This is a genomic window from Xenorhabdus sp. PR6a, assembly GCF_028599065.1.
GTDB classification, from domain to species: domain Bacteria; phylum Pseudomonadota; class Gammaproteobacteria; order Enterobacterales; family Enterobacteriaceae; genus Xenorhabdus; species Xenorhabdus doucetiae.
Genome location: NZ_JAQRFJ010000038.1, coordinates 18,186 through 36,627 on the forward strand (window position 1 = coordinate 18,186; position 18,442 = coordinate 36,627).

Sequence of the window (18,442 nt, forward strand, 5' to 3'; positions counted from 1 at the left end):
TTAATTATATTTGAGATATGGATATGCTCTTAAATTTTATCCGATTACTTGTTCGTATACTCTTTAGGGTAACAGTTGAAGGTGATAGTAAACAGTTACAATACCCCAAATGTATTATTACGCCCAATCATGTTTCGTTTCTGGATGGCCTGTTAATTGGGCTATTCTTGCCGATAAAGCCAGTATTCGCTGTCTATTCTAATATCGCGACCCGTGGCTTTCTCAAATTTATCAAGCCTTATGCCGATGTTGTCCCTCTGGACCCGACCAATCCAATGGCCGTCAGGACCTTGGTCAAAGAGGTGGATAAAGGGCGTCCAATAGTGATTTTCCCCGAAGGCAGGATCACCGTGACTGGCTCTTTGATGAAGATTTATGATGGAGCCGCTTTTATTGCCGCGAAATCAGGTGCAAAAGTCGTACCCATCCGGATTGCGGGGGCGGAACAAACGGTTTTTGGTCGGTTAAAAGGAATTATGAAGCGGCATTGGTTCCCGAAAATCACCCTCAAGATTTTGCCTGCCGTTGATTTGCCGATGCCGGATGCTTCTGATTCAACAACTCGCCGCCGTTTAGCCGGAGAGCACCTGCATACCATTATGATGGATGTGAGAATGCAGACGCGTCCAGAAGAGACGTTGTTCAGCGCTTATCTTACCGCACAAAAACGTTTTGGCCGCTTCAAACCCTGCATTGAGGATGTGAATTTTAAAGAAGACAGCTATCACTCATTACTGAAAAAAATATTGGGTACTAGCCGAATCTTAGGGCGCTTTACACAAGAAGGTGAACGTATTGGTCTGTTGTTGCCAAATGCGACGGTGATGGCGGCTGTCATCTATGGCGCTTCATTAAAAGGGCGGGTGCCGGCGCTTCTGAACTATACGGCAGGAAGCAGTGGCATTAAGAATGCCATGCAGGCGGCAACCATCAAAACCATCGTAACATCCCGCCAATTTCTGGAAAAAGGGCAATTGACTCATCTGCCAGAACAGGTAACCGAGGCCAATTGGGTCTATCTGGAAGATTTGAAAGACACCATCACGCGGGAAGATAAACTTTGGATATTGTGGCATTTGATTTTCCCTGCCAAAGCCATTTTGGCTTCGCAAAAGCCGGATGATGATGCTTTGATCTTGTTTACATCAGGTTCAGAAGGCGCACCAAAAGGCGTTGTTCACAGCCATGCCAGCCTGTTGGCAAACGTTGAGCAGATAAAAACCGTGGCTGATTTTACTCCGCTGGACCGTTTTATGTCGTCCTTACCCCTGTTTCATGCCTTTGGTTTGACCGTGGGTTTATTTACGCCATTAATGACGGGCAGTCGCGTATTCCTGTATCCAAGCCCATTACATTATCGTGTGGTGCCTGAACTGGTCTATGATTGTAATTGTACCGTATTGTTTGGAACGTCAACTTTCTTGAACAATTATGCCCGCTTTGCTCATCCTTATGATTTTGTCCGTCTGCGTTATGTGGTGGCCGGAGCAGAAAAACTGTCAGAAAATACCAAGCGCATTTGGCAGGAGAAATTTGGTATCCGTATCCTGGAAGGTTATGGAGTGACGGAATGTGCGTCGGTAGTGGCAATCAATGTCCCGATGGCGGCAAAAACGGGAACCGTCGGGCGGATCTTACCCGGTATGGAAGCCCGTTTACTGCCTGTACAGGGGATTGAAGGAGGCCGCTTGCAACTACGTGGGCCAAATGTCATGAAAGGATATCTGCGAGTTGAAGCACCTGAGCGTTTGGAGCCACCCTCCGCAGAAGATGCAGAAGGAAACAATCAAGTCGGCTGGTATGATACTGGTGATATCGTTTCCATTGATGAAGAGGGCTTTTGCACGATTAAAGGACGGGTGAAACGCTTTGCCAAACTTGCAGGGGAAATGGTTTCTCTCGAAGCGGTAGAACAAATAGCCTCGCGTATTTCTACTGATGCGCTGCATGCGGCTACCGCCAGGAGTGATCGCAGTAAAGGTGAGGCACTGGTATTGTTCACAACCGATGCGAAACTCAATAGAAATGCCATGCTGGGCGTCGCCCGCGAAATAGGAATGCCTGAGCTGTCGGTTCCACGAGATATTCGTTATGTGAAGCAACTGCCATTGCTTGGCAGTGGTAAACCGGATTTTGTCACACTCAGAACAATGGCTGAACAGGAGTAAAGAAATGGATGCCACTATGGAGACACAACCACTGTTAAGTCGTGGAATGAAAGCTGTATTATTGTCGCAATTTCTCTCTGCGTTTGCTGACAATGCCCTGTTTTTTGCGATCTTAGCCCAATTGAAGGTGGAATCTTATCCTGAATGGAGTTTGCCAGCCCTGCAAATTGTGTTTGTCCTGACTTATATCGTACTTGCCCCCTTTGTGGGGCAAGTTGCTGATCGGTTTTCAAAAGGGCGTGTCATGCTCTTTTCTAATATCATCAAATTACTTGGAGCCATCAGCATCTGTATCGATATGAACCCTTTTCTGGGATATACCTTAGTCGGAATTGGGGCGGCGGCCTATTCTCCTGCTAAGTATGGGATTTTGGGGGAATTGACCGATGGCAGGCGCTTGGTCAAAGCCAATGGCATGATGGAGGCTTCGACCATCGCCGCTATCCTGATTGGCTCAATCGTCGGTGGTTTCCTTTCTGATATTAGCCTGGTGCTGGCGTTGGGGCTTTGTGCCTTGTTGTATGGTGTCGCCGTCGTGGCTAATTTCTATATCCCCCGTCTGGCTGCGGCTCGTGAAGGCAAAGGCTGGAATCCCAAAAAAATGTTGCTGGATTTCATGACAGTTTGTGCTTCACTTTGGCGTAATCAAGTAACGCGCTTTTCATTAGTGGGAACTGGTTTATTTTGGGGAGCCGGTATTACGCTGCGCTTCCTGCTGGTTGCATGGGTTCCTGTTGTTCTGGGAATTGATGGCTATACGACCCCGACATTGATGAATGCTGTCGTGGCTATTGGTATCATTGTTGGAGCTGGCATGGCTGCGCGGTTTATTACATTGAAAACGGTTCGTCGCTGTATGCCTGCCGGGATCTTAATTGGGATCATGGTCATTTTTTTTGTTACTCAGCAATCCATCGTATTTTCCTATTTGATTTTGATTGTTCTCGGCGTATTTGGTGGACTTTTCGTCGTGCCATTAAATGCACTGCTGCAAGAACATGGCAAGCAGGCAATGGGGGCAGGTAAAGCAGTTGCTGTGCAAAACCTGGGCGAAAACAGCGCCATGTTAGTCATGCTGGGGTTGTATTCGGTATCCATCCTGTTGGGTGCTTCGGTCGTTTCTGTTGGCATTGGTTTTGGTATTTTGCTTTCTTTGGCCATTGGCGGTCTATGGATTTGGGATCTGCTTCGGAAAAATTAATTTCTTATAGAATTGAAGGTCGGTTATGGATGAAAAAATCCTGAATCAGCTTAGTATTGAACTTGGAAAGCGATTAAAACAGAAAAAATTATCCGTGACCTGTGCAGAATCTTGCACAGGCGGTTGGATAGCTAAAGTGATTACCGATATTGCGGGGAGTTCGGCCTATTTTAATCGCGGTTTCGTGACTTACAGTAATGACGCTAAACATGAAATGCTGGGGGTTTCTCCCGCGTCGTTAACGCAATTTGGTGCGGTAAGTGAGCAGGTCGTAAAAGAAATGGCGGCAGGAGCCTTAATTGCCGCTAAGGCAGATGTTTCTGTTGCTGTCAGCGGCATTGCCGGACCAGAAGGGGGAAGCGAGGAAAAACCGACTGGCACGGTTTGGGTTGGATTTGCTTTTTACCTCGATGAAAACATCCAGATTGTGACATACCGTCAGCATTTTTCGGGGGATCGTAATTCGGTGCGTCTGCAAGCTGTCATTTTTTCTTTAAAAACTTTGTTGGAAGAAATCATAAAAAATTAGCTTGATGCTGTATGATTATACAGTATAATCATGCGGCACTTTGGTATCAGAAACAGTTTATCAGCAGTGGGGCAGCCCCTTCATTGCTTGCGAAGGAGTAAATATGGCTAACGATGAAAACAAACAAAAGGCTCTGGCAGCGGCGCTAGGCCAAATTGAGAAACAATTTGGTAAAGGTTCCATCATGCGTTTGGGTGAAAACCGCTCAATGGATGTTGAAACGATCTCTACCGGTTCTTTGTCACTGGATATTGCACTGGGTGCAGGCGGTTTACCAATGGGCCGTATTGTTGAGATATATGGGCCAGAATCTTCCGGTAAGACAACGCTGACATTGCAAGTTATTGCTGCTGCCCAGCGCGAAGGCAGAACCTGTGCTTTTATTGATGCCGAACATGCTCTTGATCCGGTTTATGCGAAAAAACTGGGTGTAGATATTGATAATCTGTTGTGTTCTCAGCCTGATACGGGTGAACAGGCATTGGAAATTTGCGATGCCTTATCACGTTCTGGTGCTGTCGATGTGATCATTGTTGACTCTGTTGCTGCATTAACACCAAAAGCCGAAATTGAAGGTGAAATCGGCGACTCTCATATGGGTCTGGCTGCGCGTATGATGAGCCAAGCGATGCGTAAGTTGGCGGGGAATCTGAAAAACTCGAATACCCTGTTGATCTTCATCAACCAAATCCGTATGAAAATTGGTGTGATGTTTGGTAACCCTGAAACCACCACGGGTGGTAATGCGCTAAAATTCTACGCTTCTGTCCGTTTGGATATTCGCCGTACTGGTTCGGTGAAAAATGGTGAAGAAGTGGTTGGTAGTGAAACACGGGTGAAAGTGGTCAAGAACAAGGTTGCTGCACCATTTAAACAAGCTGAATTCCAAATTCTTTACGGTGAAGGTATTAACACTTTTGGTGAGTTAGTCGATCTGGGTGTTAAACACAAAATGGTGGAAAAAGCCGGTGCGTGGTATAGCTATAACGGCGACAAAATTGGGCAAGGTAAAGCCAATGCCACTAACTATCTGAAAGAACACCCAGAAATGGCGTCCGAGTTGGATAAGAAACTACGTGATTTACTGTTAAATAATACCGGGGAGTTCAATAGTGCGGCTGTGGATTATGTAACAGATTATGAAGACAATAGCGAAGAAGTGAATAACGAGGAATTTTGATTTTTATTTCACGCATTAACGTCCATATTCATCCGTAATACAGAGCTGATCTGGCTTTTAAAAACCACACCTATTTCGGGTGTGGTTTTTGTTTTCATGGAAGAAATAAATATCTTTGAAACAGGCGTATTGAAACTGCTGTCACCAACAGACTTTCAGAAAATCCCCAGACGAATTACAATGCTGAAAAGCGAATGGATTTATATGGGATTTTACTTCTTATGGAAGACACTCTATCTTAACCCTACTTTAATTTATTCGTGAGTTGATATGGTGATGCGATATACCACCTCAACCATTCATAAATCTGTTTTTTCAGCTTGATTTCGGGACAATTATGAGCAAAAGCACCGCTGAGATCCGTCAAGCGTTTCTTGACTTTTTTCATACTAAAGGGCACCAGATAGTACCAAGTAGTTCGTTGGTGCCAACTAATGATCCAACATTGTTGTTCACCAACGCAGGGATGAACCAGTTCAAAGATGTCTTTCTGGGATTGGATAATAGACCTTATTCTAGAGCAACAACGGCTCAGCGCTGTGTTCGTGCTGGCGGTAAGCATAATGATTTAGAAAATGTGGGTTATACAGCCCGCCACCACACTTTCTTCGAGATGTTGGGTAACTTCAGTTTTGGCGATTATTTTAAACAGGATGCCATTAAATACGCATGGGAGTTGCTGACCAGCGAAGCGTGGTTTAGTCTGCCAAAAGAAAAACTGTGGGTGACTGTCTATGAGACAGACGACGAGGCTTATGACATCTGGCATAAAGAAGTCGGTGTTCCGGCAGAAAGAATCATTCGTATCGGTGATAACAAAGGTGCTCCCTATGCGTCAGATAATTTCTGGCAAATGGGGGATACTGGTCCATGCGGCCCTTGTACGGAAATTTTTTACGACCACGGTGAACATATTTGGGGAGGCCCTCCAGGCAGCCCAGAAGAAGACGGTGACAGATATATCGAAATTTGGAACATCGTTTTCATGCAGTTTAACCGCCATGCTGATGGCACGATGGAATCGTTGCCAAAACCTTCCGTTGATACCGGTATGGGGCTGGAACGTGTCACCGCAGTCTTGCAACACGTTAACTCCAACTATGAAATTGACCTATTCCAAAGTTTAATTGCTTCGGTTGCCGAAGTGACTGGGGCAACCGATCTCACCAATAAATCTCTGCGTGTTGTTGCAGACCATATCCGCGCATGTGCATTCTTGATTTGCGATGGAGTTATTCCGTCCAATGAAAACCGTGGGTATGTACTTCGTCGTATCATTCGTCGTGCTGTTCGTCATGGTAATATGTTGGGGGCAAAAGACGCCTTCTTCTACAAACTGGTTGCCCCACTTATCAAATTCATGGGAGCTGCGGGTGAGGAACTGAAACAGCAGCAGGCTTTGGTTGAACAGGTATTGAAAACGGAAGAAGAACAGTTCGCTCGCACCTTGGAACGTGGTTTACAACTTTTGGATGAAGAGCTGGCTAACTTATCTGGTGATACCCTCGACGGTGAAACTGTTTTCCGTTTGTATGATACCTATGGTTTCCCGGTTGACCTGACTGCGGATGTTTGCCGCGAACGTAACATCAAAGTCGATGAAGCTGGTTTTGAGGCAGCGATGGAAAACCAGCGTCGTCGAGCCCGTGAATCCAGCGGCTTTGGTACAGATTACAATGAATTGATCAAAGTTGATGGACGCAGTGATTTTTGTGGTTATGAACATCATTCACAGCAAGCTGCTGTTATCGCAATTTTCCGCAATGGTCAGGCTGTTGAGCAAATTCATGCGGGTGAAGAAGCGATCGTGATACTTGATAAAACCTCTTTCTACGCTGAATCGGGTGGACAGGTTGGTGATACGGGTAAATTGTCGAATGGCGATGGCGTATTTGAGGTCCTCGATACACAAAAATATGCTCAGGCAATTGGTCACATTGGTAAATTGACAAAGGGCAGTTTGAGCGTAAATCATACAGTTAATGCTGAAATTGATGTGGTACGCAGAGAGGCGATCCGTTTGAATCACTCGGCGACCCATTTGTTACATGCGGCATTACGTCAAATTTTGGGAGAACACGTTGCCCAAAAAGGTTCTTTGGTCAATGATAAATATCTGCGCTTTGATTTCTCTCACTTTGAGGCCATGAAGCCAGAACAGAACCGTCAAGTCGAAAACTTGGTGAATGAAGAAATTCGCAAAAATTCACCTATTGTTACAGAATTAATGGGGCTGGAAGAAGCAAAAGCCAAAGGTGCTATGGCACTGTTTGGCGAGAAATATGACGAAAAAGTACGTGTACTTAGCATGGGCGGTTTTTCTACTGAACTATGCGGTGGTACTCATGCAAGTCGCACCGGTGATATCGGGTTGTTCCGTATATCCAGTGAATCAGGTACAGCAGCAGGAATTCGCCGTATTGAAGCTATTACGGGGCAAACTGCGCTAAACTCTGTCTACCAGCAGGCTGATTTACTGCAAGACATTGCTCATCTGGTGAAAGGTGATATCAGTAACCTGAATGAGAAAGTGAAAACGACACTGGACAGAACGAAACAATTGGAAAAAGAGTTGCAACAGTTGAAATCTCAGCAAGCGGCTCAGGAAAGCTCCTCTTTGGCGAATCAAGCCAGGGAAATCCAAGGTGTTCGTCTACTGGTGACACAATTAGGTGATATAGAACCGAAAATGCTCAGAACGATGGTTGATGATCTAAAAAATCAATTGGGATCAGCAATTATTGTGCTTTCTACCGTGACTGGTGATAAAGTCAGCCTAATTGTTGGTATAACGAAGGATTTGACTGCTAAAATAAAAGCAGGCGATTTAATCTCTTTTGTTGCCCAACAAGTTGGAGGTAAAGGAGGAGGACGTCCTGATCTGGCTCAGGCTGGTGGGACTGATGTAGCCGCTCTTCCTTCCGCATTAGCTAGTGTAGAAGAGTGGGTAACATTGCGGTTATAGTTGGTATTGCCGTGACAGCATTGGCACCATGAAAGCGTTTTTTTATGGTGCCGGATGTTTTTTTGTTGTGAAATTGTTGAAATGTTGGGCACATGTTTATATTTTAGCTATCCTATAGATATAGCAAATGTGTTCAAAACTACTTATACTTTAAGTAGATATCATTGCTTTACGTTTTCACGGTGTTTGATGGATAATAGCGGGGAAACCTAGAGACCCGACTCTTTTAAATTTTCAAGGAGCAAAGAATGCTTATTCTGACTCGTCGAGTTGGTGAAACACTCATGATAGGCGATGAGGTAACAGTCACAGTATTGGGAGTTAAAGGCAACCAAGTTCGCATTGGTGTAAATGCGCCCAAGGAAGTTTCTGTTCACCGTGAAGAAATTTATCAACGGATTCAGGCAGAGAAATCTCAGCCTACAACTTTTTAATTCAAGAATGGCGTCCACGCTTTTTTAAAACTTGGGCGCTACTCTGTTTTTATTACCTTATTTTCTTTGCTTCTTTCTCGCTCCCTATTTTGTAAACTTATCACGTTTATCTCTTCTTGATATCTTTGACTCTATTCTCTCATGTCTTTTTATTTTCTATCTGTTGAAAAAGCATCGTTCATGAGTCCATAGAGAGGAATAATCATTTTCGTAAATTTTAACGGTTCTTAGATGATTTCACTGCTGATAAAACAGCCCCTTAGATGTTAAACCAAGCATTTTGCATGTTAAGTGCTCAAGCAAAAAAAAGTTGCGAAAAATTGTTTGACTTATCAGGCAGGGAAAGTAATATGTGCGCCATCGCAGCGACGAAGAGCTTGAAGAAAAGCTTCTGAGCAAGTATCAGAAGTAAAGGTTCTAAAAGTTAAAAATTTCTAAGTCGCAGGTTTTAAAGCGTGAATGTTGTTTACGATTTTAAAGCAAATGGTGAGGTGGCCGAGAGGCTGAAGGCGCTCCCCTGCTAAGGGAGTATGTGGTTAAGAGCTGCATCGAGGGTTCGAATCCCTCCCTCACCGCCATTTAAAATGCATCCATAGCTCAGCTGGATAGAGTACTCGGCTACGAACCGAGCGGTCGGAGGTTCGAATCCTCCTGGATGCACCATTTTAAACACCGCGATTTTTTAGGTATCTCAATTCTGTCTAGTCAGGCAATTAATAGCGTCTGAGCAGAAATAGAAAACCGACAATGCATCCATAGCTCAGCTGGATAGAGTACTCGGCTACGAACCGAGCGGTCGGAGGTTCGAATCCTCCTGGATGCACCATACTTAGACATCCCGATTTCTTGGGATATCAACTCTATAAAGTCAGGCAATCAATAGCGCCTGAACAGAAATAGAAAACCGACAATGCATCCATAGCTCAGCTGGATAGAGTACTCGGCTACGAACCGAGCGGTCGGAGGTTCGAATCCTCCTGGATGCACCATATTTAGAAATCCCGATTTTTCGGGATTTCAATTCTGTAAAGTCAGGCAATTAATAGTGCCTGAGCAGAAATAGAAAACCGACAATGCATCCATAGCTCAGCTGGATAGAGTACTCGGCTACGAACCGAGCGGTCGGAGGTTCGAATCCTCCTGGATGCACCAGTTTAAACCCCTGCCTTGATAAGGCAGGGGTTTTTTATTTTGGTTCAACGATAACATTTGCTTTATTATTTTTGGTTGTAATTTAACCGCTAACGCATCGTCACCTTTATGTAATCAGCGACAACTTGGCTTGTTTCATATAAAGTAAACTCTTAGTAATAATCTTTTAAACTCCACGGGAGGACAAATTGATCCCGGACGTATCAAAAGCATTGTCATGGCTAGAGGCAAACCCTACCGTATTAAACGGGATTTGTCGTGGCATTGAACGTGAAACATTGCGTGTTACTCCAGACGGTCATTTAGCTAAGACGGAGCATCCAAAATTACTTGGTGCTTCATTAACGCATAAATGGATTACAACTGATTTTGCTGAATCTCTATTGGAGTTTATTACCCCTGTTGATAGCAACATAGACAGAACCATTGCTTTTCTTCAAGACTTGCATATCTACACAGCCCGGAATCTGGATAATGAAAAAATGTGGCCTTTAAGTATGCCATGTTTTATTGATGATGAAGAAAGTATCACTTTGGCTCAATATGGTACGTCTAATTTGGGCCGCTTTAAGACTTTGTACCGTGAAGGATTAAAGAATCGTTATGGTGCACTAATGCAAATAATTTCTGGTGTGCATTATAATTTTTCTCTGCCAATGAGTTTCTGGCAGGCATGGTTGGGCATTAAAGATGCTGAAATGGGAAAAGAGCAGATTTCAGATGGCTATCTTCGTTTGATCCGCAATTATTACCGTTTTGGTTGGGTGATCCCTTACTTATTTGGTGCATCACCGGCCATTTGTTCTTCATTCTTACGTGGGCGAAACACAGCATTACCCTTTGAGGAAACAGAAAGAGGGACTTGTTACCTGCCTTATGCAACTTCATTGAGAATGAGTGACTTAGGATATACCAACAAATCACAAAGTGATCTGAACATTACTTTTAATCATCTTCATACCTATGTAGAGGGGCTTAAGAAAGCAATTCATAAGCCATCTGAAGAGTTTGCGGCAATCGGTATCAAAAAAGAAGATAACTACTTACAGCTCAACACGAATGTTCTTCAAATTGAAAATGAGTTGTACGCACCGATACGCCCCAAACGGGTCACGCAAGAAGGAGAGTCACCTTCAGATGCCTTGTTGAGAGGGGGTATAGAATATATTGAAGTCCGTTCTTTGGATATCAACCCTTTTTCTTCTATTGGCGTTGATGAAACTCAAATTCGTTTTCTTGATTTATTTTTGATATGGTGTGCTCTGGCTGATGCTCCTGAAATGGGGAGTGAGGAGCTTGCATGTTGTCGTGGAAACTGGAATAAAGTCATCTTAGAAGGACGCAAGCCAGGGTTATCTATTGGGCTTGGCTATGGGATTGAACAACAGTCGCTTAAGGTTGTGGGACAGGAGTTATTCAGGGATTTAGAGAGAGTTGCTGAAGTCTTGGATGCTTGTTCAGGGACTCAATATCAATCAGTTTGTAAAGAATTGGTGAGCATGTTTGAAGATCCATCACTAACGTTTTCAGCACGTGTCTTGGACAAGATGAAATCGCAGGGGATAGTTGGCTTTGGATTGGATCTCGCAGACCAGTATCATAACAAATTGATTGAAGAGCATTATTCGATTTTGAATGATGAAACTTTTTCTGTTGAGCGTGAGTCTTCTATATCGCGTCAGCATAGCCTTGAGCAGCAAGATAACATGAGTTTTGAAGCGTACTTAAAACTTCATGCGGGGCGTTAAAAAAGAAAATGGCCACCAGTGGTGGCCGAATAAGATATCTTAGAGAATAAGGGATGATAACAATTTTGCGCGTCTTCATATCTTATGACCAGCTGCAAATGAGAAAGTTTCATCTATCTGAAAAAATATTCGTAAAAAATCTGATGCCTTAGGAGGTAGTATTATGCCTTTATTGGATAGTTTTACAGTTGACCATACTCGCATGGCTGCTCCTGCCGTTAGAGTTGCCAAAACGATGGAAACGCCTCATGGCGACACTATCACCGTATTTGATTTGCGTTTTTGTGTTCCTAATAAAGCAGTGATGCCAGAAAGAGGTGTTCACACACTTGAGCATTTGTTCGCGGGTTTTATCCGTAATCATTTGAATGGCAACGGTGTTGAAATCATTGATATCTCTCCAATGGGCTGTCGTACTGGTTTTTATATGAGCTTGATCGGTGCTCCAGAAGAATTGAGAGTGGCGGAAGCTTGGAAAGCGGCAATGGAAGACGTGCTAAAAGTTCAAGATCAGAACCAGATCCCAGAATTGAACATTTACCAGTGCGGCACATATGAAATGCACTCATTGAAAGAAGCTCAAGATATTGCTCAACGTATTCTTGATTCTGGTGTTCGTGTCAATTATAACGATGAATTAGCATTGCCTGAAGAAAAACTTGTAGAGTTACAGGTATAGGTTGCCTGTCAGGCGGAACTAACTTATATTTTGGGGCCGGCTTGTTTTGCTGGCCCTCTATTTATTATTAATGCCATATTTTAAAAAATATCCATGAGGAGTGAGGCGAGAGCATTCATTTGTCTTTTGAAATAACTTGAAGCTCTTCATGAATAGAGATATTCAACACACTCTGATATTTAGTATTTTTCTATTGCCATTCTCATTATGGGAAAATATGAAGAGGATTCATAATTTTTTATGCGATTTTTGGACTACCCCAGAATATGCAGGTAGTCGAATCTTGGATATTTTACTGGATAACCGTTGAATTATTTAACATATTTTATGTTTCGCTCTGTATTTTATTCATCGGTGTTACGCGAACCTGCTTAATAACATTATCGTTTACCGCAAGAACCTCAAATTTATATTCATTAATTTGCACTTGAGCGTTCAATTCAGGAATTTCACCGAGTTCTTCCAGAATCATTCCATTCATTGTTCTTGGACCATCTTCAGGAAGCGCCCAACCGAAAGCTTTATTTAATTCACGGATATTAGCTGTACCACCAACCAGAACGGTGCCATCACTTTGCTGAAGAACTTCTTCCGCCAGAGTTGGAGACATGGAGGTGGTAAAATCGCCGACAATTTCTTCTAAAATATCCTCAACAGTCACTAACCCTTGAATGTCGCCATATTCATCAACGATCAAACCTGCTTTTTGTTTGTTGCGTTGAAAGTTAATAAGCTGAATATTCAATAGGGTACTCACTGGAATGAAGTAAATTTTATCTGCGGCTTTAATCAAATTTCTTTTGGTAAATTCTTTTTTCTCCATCATCAGTCGATAGGCTTCGCGCACTCGGAGCATACCGATAGCATCATCGAGGGAGTCCCGATATAACACAATGCGCCCATGTGGAGAGTGTGTCAGTTGCCTGATAACGGATTTCCAATCATCGTTGATATCAATACCAACAATTTCATTACGTGGGATCATAATGTCACCAACCGTGACTTTCTCGAGGTCTAATATAGAAATCAGCATGTCCTGATTGCGGCGTGATAGATTGCTGTTTGACTCATTGACAATGGTGCGTAGCTCGTCTTTGCTGACAGCATCATTGCGAATATCAGAGGTTTTGATACCTAAACAACGCATAAACAGTAAGCTGATCCTATTAAATGACCAAACAAGAGGCAGCATAATTTTTTCTAGTGGGCGTAGAAGAAAACTACTTGGGAATGCTACTCTTTCAGGGTAAAGCGCTGCGATGGTCTTGGGCATCACTTCAGAGAAAATAAGAATAACGAACGTGAGTACACCTGTGGCAATAGCAACACCGGCATCGCCATAGAGTCGCATACCAACAATAGTAGCAAGAGAGGACGCCAAAATATTGACCAGATTATTACCGATAAGGATCAGGCTAATCAGCCTGTCTGGATGACGCAGTAAAGATTCAACCCGGCGTGCGGAGTTGCTTCCTTGTTTAGCCAAATGACGCAAGCGGTATCGGTTGATTGTCATCATGCTAGTTTCTGAAGCAGAGAAATAGGCTGAAACAATAACCATGACAACAAGAATGATAATCAGTGTGCTTGTTGAGACATGCTCCAAAACAGAATTCCTTCCTAATATTTATACAAATCAGCAATGATAATTTAACTTTTAATAAACTATCATTTCCTGTAATAGCCTGTTACCGAAAAAAGCCAGTGTCAGAATAAATGCACCAATCAGATTGAACCAAATAACGCGCTTGCCACGCCACCCTTCATGATAATGTCCCCAAAGCAAAATAACGTAAACAAACCATGCAATAATAGATAAAACAGATTTATGGATATTTTCTTTGCTGAAAACATCATCCATGTACATAATGCCAGTGCATAGCGTCAATGTTAGTAGAATTACACCCACTTGGGTAATGTGAAACATTTTACGCTCAATTGTCATCAATGGGGGAATTCCAGAGGTAAATGTGAGTTTTTTCTTTTTAAGCCGATAGTCCAACCAGCCAAGTTGCAAAGCATAAAGCGCGGCAATGAGTAAAGTCGCATAGCCAAGTAATGCCAGCCCAATATGAATAAATAATTCGACACTATCTTCGAGATGAGTAATGAATTCTCCTGGCATCATGCTGGCCAATATCAAATTGATCATGGCAAAGCTGTAAACAATCGGCAGTAAAAACCATGCACGACCACGGAAAGCGACAACCGTCATGATGATGCACATAAGCCAACTGACAATTGAACCTAAATTTAATAACGTAAGATTTTGTCCACTACTGACGTGAAAAACTTGGTATTTCAATGCAATTGCGTGAGTGGCTAACGCTACAATTGCGAAAGAAAGTGCCAATTTTTGATAACTGTTTTGTTGGCGCAGTAAACCTGGCACGACGAGCGTCAGGCTAATGAGATAGGCAAATAAAGCAATAATTGAAAATATCAGCATAACGTTTATCGTTTTCGCAATTGAAATCCGTTAGGTATGGATTGAACCTGAAAATTAAGTATACCGCTAGCAGGAGTAGCCTCCAACCGTTGTTAATTATACTTGGGAATCTCTTTGCAGAGATCACAAGATCATCGTGCTATAATTCGCTAAATTTGCCTTACAGGTAGACCCACTTGTAGATATCTGAGCTGAGACAATGTTTGATAATTTAACTGACAGACTATCGCGCACATTGCGCAATATCAGCGGTCGCGGGCGGCTGACTGAAGATAATATTAAAGATACGCTGCGCGAAGTTCGTATGGCTTTGCTCGAAGCGGATGTTGCATTGCCTGTCGTGCGTGATTTTATTGCACGAGTCAAAGAGAGCGCAGTGGGGCATGAAGTTAACAAAAGCCTGACACCCGGTCAGGAGTTCGTCAAAATCGTTCAGAATGAATTGGTTAAGGCGATGGGGGAGGTCAATAGTGAACTGAACCTCTCCGCCCAGCCTCCCGCAGTGGTTTTGATGGCGGGCTTGCAAGGTGCAGGTAAAACAACCAGCGTGGCTAAATTAGGTAAGTTGCTGAAAGAGAAAAACAAGAAAAAAGTCTTGGTTGTTTCTGCTGACGTATACCGACCCGCGGCGATCAAACAGCTTGAAACCTTGTCTGAAACGGTTGGAATTGACTTTTTCCCGTCAGATCCACAGGAAAAGCCCGTTGATATTGTCAATAAAGCGATCCAACATGCTAAATTGAAATTCTATGATGTGCTGTTAGTCGATACGGCAGGTCGCCTGCATGTTGATGAGGCAATGATGGATGAAATCAAAGCGGTTCATGCAGCGATCAATCCTGTCGAAACCCTGTTTGTTGTTGATGCGATGACGGGTCAAGATGCGGCAAATACCGCAAAAGCATTCAACGAAGCATTGTCATTAACCGGCGTTGTTCTGACCAAAGTAGATGGTGATGCGCGTGGTGGTGCGGCGCTTTCCATCCGCCATATCACGGGTAAGCCCATCAAATTCCTCGGTGTTGGTGAAAAAACGGATGCGTTGGAACCTTTCTACCCTGATCGCATTGCATCCCGTATTTTGGGCATGGGGGACATGCTTTCACTGATCGAAGAGATTGAAAGCAAAGTTGACCGTACCCAAGCGGAAAAGCTGGCGTCTAAACTGAAAAAAGGTGATGGCTTTGATTTAAGCGATTTTCTTGATCAGCTTAAACAGATGCGTAACATGGGCGGAATGGCCAGCATGTTGAGCAAGATGCCGGGAATGTCGCAGATCCCTGATGCGGTCAAATCCCAAATGGATGACAAAGTTCTGGTTAAAATGGAAGCCATCATTAATTCCATGACGCGTAAAGAGCGTGAAAAACCAGAAATCATTAAAGGTTCTCGTAAGCGCCGAATTGCGATGGGGTCGGGTACCCAGGTGCAGGATGTCAACCGTTTGCTGAAACAGTTTGATGAAATGCAGCGAATGATGAAAAAGATGAAAAAAGGGGGCTTGGCAAAAATGATGCGAGGCATGAAAGGCATGTTGCCACCCGGATTTATGGGGTGATAATCAACAAAGTTGCGAAAGAAAACGTTCTTTGGATTGCTTTTTACGCCAAAGTGAGTAAAATTTTCGGGCTTTTTAATGGACAGCCGGACTCCATTCCTCGATGGAGTCTGGTTGTTTTGCTAACTAATGAGGATGTTATGGTAACAATTCGTTTAGCTCGTGGCGGCGCAAAAAAGCGTCCGTTCTATCAAGTAGTCGTGACCGATAGCCGCAATGCGCGTGATGGTCGTTTTATTGAGCGTGTGGGTTTCTTCAACCCAATCGCTTCAGGAAATGCAGAAGCTCTGCGTTTAGATCTGGACCGTATCGAACACTGGGTTGGTCTGGGTGCATCTGTGTCTGATCGTGTTGCTGCACTGATCAAAGACGCTAAGAAAGCAGCTTAATCTGTCACGGTGGTAACAATGAGCAAACAATCTGGCCTTAAGCACCCGGTTGAGCCAATTGTGTTGGGAAAATTGGGGTCTGCGTATGGCATTCGTGGTTGGCTCAGAGTTTTTTCTTCCACCGAACACAACGAAGACATTTTTGAATATCAACCGTGGTTTATTCAACGCGCAGGCCAGTGGCAACATGTTGAACTGGAAGCGTGGAAACACCACAATCAGGATATTATCGTCAAAATCAAAGATATTGACGATCGGGATGCTGCGAATTTACTGACTAACTGTGAAGTTGTGGTGGATTCCGGCCTATTACCAGACCTGGAAGAAGGTGATTATTACTGGAAAGACCTTATTGGTTGCCAGGTAATCAACACCGCAGGTTACAACCTTGGCACCATCCATGACATGATGGAAACGGGTTCTAACGATGTGATGGTAATAAAAGCAAACCTGAAAGATGCATTCGGTATCAAGGAGCGGCTGGTTCCGTTTCTTGATGGGCAGGTTATCAAGAAAGTCGATCTCGCTACCAAAACCATTGAGGTAGATTGGGATCCTGGTTTTTAATCTCCGATAAAGACGGTTTAAATGAGTGGGACACAATATGTGGATTGGGGTTGTTAGCCTGTTTCCTGAAATGTTCCGCGCAATAACCGATTACGGGGTAACTGGTCGGGCTGTAAAAAATGGCCTGTTGAGTATCGAATGCTGGAATCCACGGGATTTTACCTATGACCGGCATCGTACTGTTGATGACCGTCCTTATGGCGGTGGTCCAGGTATGCTGATGATGGTGCAACCATTACGGGAAGCCATTCATGCAGCTAAAGTTTCGGCGGGTGATGGTGCAAAGGTGATTTATCTTTCACCTCAAGGGCGCAAACTCGATCAACAAGGAGTTTGTGAGCTGGCAGCAAATGAGAAATTAATTCTGGTTTGCGGTCGCTATGAAGGTATTGATGAGCGTGTCATCCAAACCGAAATTGACGAAGAATGGTCTATCGGTGATTACGTTCTCAGCGGGGGAGAGCTTCCTGCAATGACGATGATTGATTCGATATCACGGTTTATTCCGGGAGTATTGGGGCGTCAGGCATCGGCAGAAGAAGACTCATTCGCTGATGGATTGTTGGATTGCCCGCATTATACCCGTCCTGAAGTGTTGGATGGTATGGAAGTTCCCCCGGTTTTACTGTCGGGAAACCATGCTGAAATTGATCGCTGGCGAATGAAACAGTCGCTTGGCCGAACTTGGTTAAGAAGGCCCGAACTTCTAGAAAGCCTAGCTCTGACTGACGAGCAAAGGATGTTGCTATCTGAATTCCAACGGGAATATCAAGATCAGGCAACAAATTAATCCAGACATATCCCGTGAAGGAATGTCTTTGATATATCAGTTTACCTAGGGTAAGAGAGTTATTATGAGCAACATTATTAAACAACTTGAACAAGAGCAGATGAAGCAAGACGTACCTTCATTCCGTCCGGGTGACACCGTGGAAGTTAAGGTATGGGTCGTTGAAGGTTCTAAAAAGCGTCTGCAGACATTCGAGGGCGTGGTTATTGCGATTCGTAACCGCGGTCTGCACTCTGCATTCACTGTTCGTAAGATTTCTAACGGCGAAGGCGTTGAGCGTGTATTCCAGACTCACTCCCCAGTCGTAGACAGCATCAACGTTAAACGTCGTGGTGCTGTTCGCAGAGCTAAACTGTACTACCTGCGTGAGCGTTCTGGTAAGGCTGCTCGTATTAAAGAGCGTCTGAACGCAAAATAATACGCTTTGCTACATCCGAAAGTTATTGTTGAAGGCCAGCATTAAGCTGGCCTTTTTATATTTTGATTTTTTCATTTTCAATCAAGATATACCTTATAAGCTGCAAGTTGCAGTCCGCAAGATGAAAGCAACTTGTTATATCTCCCCACAGAGGGGGAGATAATAAATATATCTTGAAGTACAACGAATATATAAGGTTATTTATTTTCTTCAAT

The 18,442-nt window shown here is 43.7% G+C and carries 15 protein-coding genes and 5 tRNA genes; 18 read left to right on the forward strand and 2 right to left on the reverse strand.

Annotation, left to right across the window (positions count from 1 at the left end; all coding sequences use genetic code 11):
• The first annotated feature begins 23 nt into the window (after positions 1–23).
• The 13 genes from aas to luxS all read left to right on the forward strand — a co-directional run bounded on the left by aas (position 24) and on the right by luxS (position 12,056).
• Positions 24–2,168, forward strand: a complete 2,145-nt coding sequence (gene aas / locus PSI15_RS11395; protein ID WP_273583647.1) for a bifunctional acyl-ACP--phospholipid O-acyltransferase/long-chain-fatty-acid--ACP ligase — start codon at positions 24–26, stop codon at positions 2,166–2,168.
• 4 nt (positions 2,169–2,172) lie between these two features.
• Entirely contained in the window at positions 2,173–3,369 is a 1,197-nt protein-coding gene (gene lplT / locus PSI15_RS11400; RefSeq protein WP_273583648.1) for a lysophospholipid transporter LplT, read from the forward strand.
• A gap of 25 nt (positions 3,370–3,394) precedes the next feature.
• Positions 3,395–3,898: a nicotinamide-nucleotide amidase gene (gene pncC / locus PSI15_RS11405; RefSeq protein ID WP_045969430.1), complete on the forward strand. Its 504-nt coding sequence runs from the start codon at positions 3,395–3,397 to the stop codon at positions 3,896–3,898.
• 103 nt (positions 3,899–4,001) lie between these two features.
• On the forward strand, positions 4,002–5,078 hold the full coding sequence (gene recA / locus PSI15_RS11410) for a recombinase RecA (RefSeq protein WP_273583649.1): 1,077 nt from the start codon (positions 4,002–4,004) through the stop codon (positions 5,076–5,078).
• Positions 5,079–5,415: 337 nt separating this feature from the next.
• Positions 5,416–8,043: an alanine--tRNA ligase gene (gene alaS, locus PSI15_RS11415; RefSeq protein WP_273583650.1), complete on the forward strand. Its 2,628-nt coding sequence runs from the start codon at positions 5,416–5,418 to the stop codon at positions 8,041–8,043.
• 248 nt (positions 8,044–8,291) lie between these two features.
• Entirely contained in the window at positions 8,292–8,477 is a 186-nt protein-coding gene (gene csrA / locus PSI15_RS11420; protein WP_010845367.1) for a carbon storage regulator CsrA, read from the forward strand.
• 485 nt (positions 8,478–8,962) lie between these two features.
• Positions 8,963–9,055, forward strand: a tRNA-Ser gene (locus PSI15_RS11425).
• 8 nt (positions 9,056–9,063) lie between these two features.
• Positions 9,064–9,140, forward strand: a tRNA-Arg gene (locus tag PSI15_RS11430).
• An 86-nt stretch (positions 9,141–9,226) separates the two neighbouring features.
• Positions 9,227–9,303: transfer RNA gene (locus PSI15_RS11435), tRNA-Arg, on the forward strand.
• A gap of 86 nt (positions 9,304–9,389) precedes the next feature.
• Positions 9,390–9,466 (forward strand) — tRNA-Arg (locus PSI15_RS11440).
• Between the two features lie 86 nt (positions 9,467–9,552).
• Positions 9,553–9,629: transfer RNA gene (locus PSI15_RS11445), tRNA-Arg, on the forward strand.
• Between the two features lie 188 nt (positions 9,630–9,817).
• Positions 9,818–11,377 carry a glutamate--cysteine ligase gene (gene gshA, locus PSI15_RS11450; protein ID WP_273583651.1) on the forward strand — a complete coding sequence of 520 codons (1,560 nt, stop codon included), beginning with the start codon at positions 9,818–9,820 and terminating at the stop codon, positions 11,375–11,377.
• A gap of 163 nt (positions 11,378–11,540) precedes the next feature.
• Entirely contained in the window at positions 11,541–12,056 is a 516-nt protein-coding gene (gene luxS, locus PSI15_RS11455; RefSeq protein ID WP_045969438.1) for an S-ribosylhomocysteine lyase, read from the forward strand.
• A gap of 325 nt (positions 12,057–12,381) precedes the next feature.
• Here luxS and PSI15_RS11460 read toward each other — a convergent pair whose 3' ends face one another.
• Both PSI15_RS11460 and PSI15_RS11465 read right to left on the reverse strand, forming a co-directional pair.
• Positions 12,382–13,662 (reverse strand): HlyC/CorC family transporter, encoded by a 1,281-nt coding sequence (locus PSI15_RS11460; RefSeq protein WP_273583652.1) that lies wholly within the window; start codon positions 13,660–13,662, stop codon positions 12,382–12,384.
• Positions 13,663–13,713: 51 nt separating this feature from the next.
• Positions 13,714–14,505 carry a cytochrome C assembly family protein gene (locus tag PSI15_RS11465; protein WP_273583653.1) on the reverse strand — a complete coding sequence of 264 codons (792 nt, stop codon included), beginning with the start codon at positions 14,503–14,505 and terminating at the stop codon, positions 13,714–13,716.
• Between the two features lie 199 nt (positions 14,506–14,704).
• Here PSI15_RS11465 and ffh point away from each other — a divergent pair, with 199 nt between their 5' ends.
• The 5 genes from ffh (at position 14,705) to rplS (ending at position 18,227) form a co-directional block, all read left to right on the forward strand.
• On the forward strand, positions 14,705–16,063 hold the full coding sequence (ffh, locus tag PSI15_RS11470) for a signal recognition particle protein (RefSeq protein WP_273583654.1): 1,359 nt from the start codon (positions 14,705–14,707) through the stop codon (positions 16,061–16,063).
• Positions 16,064–16,203: 140 nt separating this feature from the next.
• Positions 16,204–16,452: a 30S ribosomal protein S16 gene (gene rpsP, locus PSI15_RS11475; RefSeq protein ID WP_010845359.1), complete on the forward strand. Its 249-nt coding sequence runs from the start codon at positions 16,204–16,206 to the stop codon at positions 16,450–16,452.
• Positions 16,453–16,470: 18 nt separating this feature from the next.
• Complete coding sequence (gene rimM, locus PSI15_RS11480; RefSeq protein WP_273583655.1) at positions 16,471–17,019, forward strand: ribosome maturation factor RimM; 549 nt, start codon at positions 16,471–16,473, stop codon at positions 17,017–17,019.
• A gap of 37 nt (positions 17,020–17,056) precedes the next feature.
• Entirely contained in the window at positions 17,057–17,809 is a 753-nt protein-coding gene (gene trmD, locus PSI15_RS11485; RefSeq protein ID WP_273583656.1) for a tRNA (guanosine(37)-N1)-methyltransferase TrmD, read from the forward strand.
• Between the two features lie 64 nt (positions 17,810–17,873).
• On the forward strand, positions 17,874–18,227 hold the full coding sequence (gene rplS / locus PSI15_RS11490; RefSeq protein WP_010845356.1) for a 50S ribosomal protein L19: 354 nt from the start codon (positions 17,874–17,876) through the stop codon (positions 18,225–18,227).
• Positions 18,228–18,442: the final 215 nt, after the last annotated feature.

Excerpts from the sequence above, each read along its gene's own strand:
- luxS (WP_045969438.1), top strand. The coding sequence starts at position 11,541 with ATGCCTTTATTGGATAGTTTTACAGTTGACCATACTCGCATGGCTGCT.
- recA (WP_273583649.1), top strand. The coding sequence starts at position 4,002 with ATGGCTAACGATGAAAACAAACAAAAGGCTCTGGCAGCGGCGCTAGGC.
- PSI15_RS11465 (WP_273583653.1), bottom strand. The coding sequence starts at position 14,505 with ATGCTGATATTTTCAATTATTGCTTTATTTGCCTATCTCATTAGCCTG.
- pncC (WP_045969430.1), top strand. The coding sequence starts at position 3,395 with ATGGATGAAAAAATCCTGAATCAGCTTAGTATTGAACTTGGAAAGCGA.
- ffh (WP_273583654.1), top strand. The coding sequence starts at position 14,705 with ATGTTTGATAATTTAACTGACAGACTATCGCGCACATTGCGCAATATC.
- rpsP (WP_010845359.1), top strand. The coding sequence starts at position 16,204 with ATGGTAACAATTCGTTTAGCTCGTGGCGGCGCAAAAAAGCGTCCGTTC.
- aas (WP_273583647.1), top strand. The coding sequence starts at position 24 with ATGCTCTTAAATTTTATCCGATTACTTGTTCGTATACTCTTTAGGGTA.
- rimM (WP_273583655.1), top strand. The coding sequence starts at position 16,471 with ATGAGCAAACAATCTGGCCTTAAGCACCCGGTTGAGCCAATTGTGTTG.
- alaS (WP_273583650.1), top strand. The coding sequence starts at position 5,416 with ATGAGCAAAAGCACCGCTGAGATCCGTCAAGCGTTTCTTGACTTTTTT.
- csrA (WP_010845367.1), top strand. The coding sequence starts at position 8,292 with ATGCTTATTCTGACTCGTCGAGTTGGTGAAACACTCATGATAGGCGAT.
- rplS (WP_010845356.1), top strand. The coding sequence starts at position 17,874 with ATGAGCAACATTATTAAACAACTTGAACAAGAGCAGATGAAGCAAGAC.
- lplT (WP_273583648.1), top strand. The coding sequence starts at position 2,173 with ATGGATGCCACTATGGAGACACAACCACTGTTAAGTCGTGGAATGAAA.
- trmD (WP_273583656.1), top strand. The coding sequence starts at position 17,057 with ATGTGGATTGGGGTTGTTAGCCTGTTTCCTGAAATGTTCCGCGCAATA.